The sequence below is a fragment of the Blautia sp. HCP3S3_D9 genome (assembly GCF_052063845.1).
GTDB lineage: Bacteria > Bacillota > Clostridia > Lachnospirales > Lachnospiraceae > Blautia_A.
The window spans coordinates 1-4,009 of the sequence record NZ_JBQHWS010000203.1 but is presented as its reverse complement, the minus strand read 5'-3'; the positions used below and the strand labels follow the sequence as shown (position 1 = coordinate 4,009).

The 4,009-nt window shown below is 39.5% G+C and carries 4 protein-coding genes and 2 pseudogenes; all 6 read right to left on the bottom strand.

Annotated elements, in window-relative coordinates; genetic code table 11:
- Positions 1 to 84: 84 nt before the first annotated feature.
- Positions 85 to 318, bottom strand: coding sequence for a hypothetical protein (locus tag ACTNES_RS19815; protein WP_441040473.1), 234 nt, complete (start codon positions 316 to 318; stop codon positions 85 to 87).
- 80 nt (positions 319 to 398) lie between these two features.
- The gene (locus ACTNES_RS19810) at positions 399 to 1,940 is read right to left on the bottom strand and encodes an ASKHA domain-containing protein (RefSeq protein ID WP_019161202.1); all 1,542 of its coding nucleotides are present in this window, start codon (positions 1,938 to 1,940) and stop codon (positions 399 to 401) included.
- Positions 1,941 to 2,041: 101 nt separating this feature from the next.
- Positions 2,042 to 2,197: a rubredoxin gene (locus ACTNES_RS19805; protein ID WP_019161201.1), complete on the bottom strand. Its 156-nt coding sequence runs from the start codon at positions 2,195 to 2,197 to the stop codon at positions 2,042 to 2,044.
- A 37-nt stretch (positions 2,198 to 2,234) separates the two neighbouring features.
- Positions 2,235 to 2,936: pseudogene (locus tag ACTNES_RS19800) on the bottom strand (TraX family protein).
- A gap of 58 nt (positions 2,937 to 2,994) precedes the next feature.
- Positions 2,995 to 3,537, bottom strand: coding sequence for a rubrerythrin (gene rbr, locus ACTNES_RS19795; protein WP_249310151.1), 543 nt, complete (start codon positions 3,535 to 3,537; stop codon positions 2,995 to 2,997).
- A 72-nt stretch (positions 3,538 to 3,609) separates the two neighbouring features.
- Positions 3,610 to 3,768: pseudogene (locus ACTNES_RS19790) on the bottom strand (rubredoxin-like domain-containing protein); the annotation flags it as partial.
- Between the last annotated feature and the right edge of the window lie 241 nt (positions 3,769 to 4,009).

Below are 4,009 nucleotides of genomic sequence, written 5' to 3'. Positions count from 1 at the left end.
GAACTTCAACATAATGATGCCTCCTTTCGTTGTATTCCCTACAAATAGGATAGCACATTTTGTTGAAGTTTCTTTATATTTATTTTATCTAGCACAACAAGTTAATTTAATATATTGTGCCACTGCATTGTCGTGCAGCAATGCACACTCTGCCAGATCCTGCAGGCTTTGACCCTGTATACCCATTTTTTCAGCAGTACAAACCGCCATATATGCCACACGTTTAGAATGATTGTTTGTTACTTTAATCAGCTCTGCCTCTACACAGTCCAATGCATATGAGCAGGCTGCTAATAACCCCAGCACATCAAATTTCATTTTTGATCTTGTCTCCTCCTTTGTTCTGTTTTCTGAGAAATCTGGAATATGCTTACCATGACAGATTTCTCAGCCTCGGATCAATAAAAGCATATGTTTTGTCTTTTCTTTAATTTTTCCATGACCGTTGGATATTTTTTATAATCTGTGTGAGGTAAGGCCTGGGCAGCTACCATCTGTTCCAGAAAATCATCCACTTCCGCAAATTGTATATAAGTCATTTCTTCCAGTATCTGATCAATATCTGCAAGAAGTTCTTTGTTCAGCAAAAGCTTCTGTGCTCCTTCCAGCGAAGAATTTCCAGCATTGATCATCTTCTCCCGTTCCATGTCAGGATACATCCCAATGGTAATGGCTGATTCCACAGATACATATTTTCCAAAAGAGCCGGCTGCATAAAATCGATCTGCCTGATTCAGTTCAAGTCCAGATTCCCGGAGCATGATCTCAACCATTATATGTGCTGCGGCTTTGGTAAGAATAAATTCGTCGATATCTTTCTGATAAAAATACAGACCCGGAGCATATTCTATGCAAAGCTGACCTTCTCGTTTCTGAATAAGATTCGTTTTTTCAGGAGAAAACTTACCACGAATATCTATCCAGCCTTCTAAAAAAAGTTCCGCAATCAGATCGACAATACCGGAACCGCAGATACCCTTAGGGCTAATTTTTCCTGAAGAGTTACCAATTACATGAACATGGATTTTTCCACCTCTTATCCTCACGCTGTCCACTGCTCCGGCATCTGCCCTCATCCCGGTATGTACTACACCGCCTTCCAATGCAGGCCCCGCCGCACCGGCGCCGCAAAGAAGAAAATCTTTATTTCCTATCACAAGTTCACCGTTGGTTCCAATGTCAAAGAAAACACTGATTCCATCCTTTTTATATAATTCCGTTTCAATCATTCCACTGATGATGTCACCACCCAGATAATTAGACTTCGCCGGATAACAATATACATAACCATTCAGCGGAATGTCCAGATCTTTTGCCGGCTGGAATCCCGGACGGTCTGCATGAACAGCATGTGGCGTATAAAAGACACAGAAAGCATCTATTCCCAAAAGAAAGTGGATCATGGTGGTATTGCCTGCTACTACCATAGACAGACATTTTCGTGACACCGGATGCTTTACATCCAGCTTATCCATGCACTCTATAATAGACTCAACTGTAGCAAGCCGTATCTCTTCCAGTTTTTTCCTGTCATCTTTGCAGAAAAAAATACGTGATAAAATATCGGTTCCCCACTGAATCTGTTTATTAAAGCAGCTCTCTTCTCCCAATATCTCACCACTATTACAATCTAAAAGTCTCACCACTACCGTTGTACTTCCAAGATCCACAGCCAGCCCATAATGCTGTCTGGCTGTATCTCCGCTTTCTATATCAACCAGCTCCCATTTTTCTCCATTCCAGGAAAGCGAAACGGTTATTTTCCAACCTGCACGATCAAGTAATGGATATAGTTGTCTCAACATGCGAACCGGAATATGAACCTCCTCTTTCACGCCCTCCGCGGATAAAGCTTCCAGAATGCGCTGCTGGTCTGAACGCTGATCCTCTTCGGTTGGAACAGAAAGATCAAGATATAATTTTCGGCTAAGACCTCTCATAGTATTCATCTCCCTACAATTTGTGCATTTTTTATTCTGTAAAAAAAGAAGGACATCCGTTATATCACATACTTGACGTCCTTCCTTTTCATTGTTATTTATTACACTTCTGAGAACTGATCTTTTCCTACGGAACATAACGGACATTCAAAATCTTCCGGAACATCTTCCCATTTTGTTCCCGGTGCGATACCACCTTCTGGATATCCTTCCTCTTCATCATACTCCCATCCGCAAACATCACATACGTATTTCATTAGTTAATCCTCCTAATTCTGATTTTCTTAAGTATTATTAAAATCCAAAATACATTTTTATCATACCCAGAACGAAGAGATGTACTGGATAAAACAAATAATTTACAATCTTATTCTGCCTTCCCCGTTCTCCATTATATGTAAGGGTTAATCCAAATCCCAATAACGCCCACGGTTCTTTATACATAGCCAAAAAGCAAAATGGAATTGCCCAAACAGGTTTTTTATGAAAAATATATAAAAATTACCCAATTAAGACTGCATGATACTCATAATCCAATCCCAATATCATCGCACTCAGGCATCCGGCTCCCACGATTACAGCGGAAATGAAATACCATAATATACGCCAACGTACTCCCATTTTTTCTTTTAATGTATCTATGATCCAAATGATAACGAGTACCAAAGCCAATGTGAACATAATATTGTTTCCATTTGGCTCAAAATAGGATGCCGTTGTAAACATGTCATATGGAATTTCTGAGATTATTCCAAACAAAAGAAGCATACCTAAATATTTCCACCTGTTTGTCGTTCTGAAATAACCTTCTATCAATAAAAATATAAAGATCGGGAAAGCTATTCTTCCTAATATGTCAAAAATATCACTTATCACAAGCAATATTCCTCCATTCAAATTAGGATAAATCAGAGCCTTATTTACATGATCTATGAGCATAGTTGTAAATGCGATATACTTTAATTGTGCTCCGGATAATGTTTTCAGTTTGTTCATTTCCGCCCCTCATTGTATCGTATAACAGACATACCCATATTCATATCTGCAATTCACATTAATAGTTTTCTGCATGTACTTCAAAATAGCTCTGCGGGTGATTGCATACCGGGCATACTTCCGGTGCTTTTGTTCCCACTACGATATGTCCACAATTACGGCATTCCCATACTTTGACTTCGCTCTTTTCAAATACCTGTGCAGTTTCAATATTCTTAAGAAGTGCACGATATCGTTCTTCATGATGTTTCTCAATCTCTCCTACAGCTCTGAATTTTGCTGCAAGTTCTGGAAATCCTTCTTCCTCCGCTGTTTTGGCAAACCCTTCATACATATCTGTCCACTCGTAGTTTTCACCTTCTGCAGCAGCGGCCAGATTTTCTTTTGTGTCACCAATTCCGGCCAGCTCCTTGAACCACATCTTTGCATGTTCTTTCTCATTATCGGCTGTTTTTAAGAATAATGCTGACATCTGCTCATAGCCTTCCTTTTTTGCAACAGAAGCAAAATAAGTATATTTATTTCTTGCCTGTGACTCTCCTGCAAATGCCTCCTGTAAATTTTTCTCTGTCTGTGTTCCTGCGTATTTGTTTACTGCCATTTCCTTTACCTCCGCTTTCTTTATCACTTTTTCAAAATCTGATGCCGGATGTTTGCACAAAGGACATACAAAATCATCCGGTAATTCTTCTCCTACATACTCATATCCACAGATCCTGCAACGCCATATTGTCTGACCATCTTCTGTTTTTCCTACTGCCTGTGGCTTAGGTTTTATGTGATTCTGATAGTACTCGTATGTTACAGAAGGGATATCACTTAAGACTTCCATATCTGTTATTTCACCAATAAACATCGTATGGGAACCCAAATCTTCTGTTTTATTAACACTTACAGAAATATACGCATTTGTTCCTTCTGTGATATAGTAAATTCCATTTTCGCCCCTTGCACATTTTTCAAATGTTTCAAACTTCCAAACATGCCGGGCGGCATGCTCTCCTTTCGTCGTTCCTGCCTTCCGGCGCAAACAATGCATGAATCCAGCCAGTTTACAGTTTATTCTTTTTCCC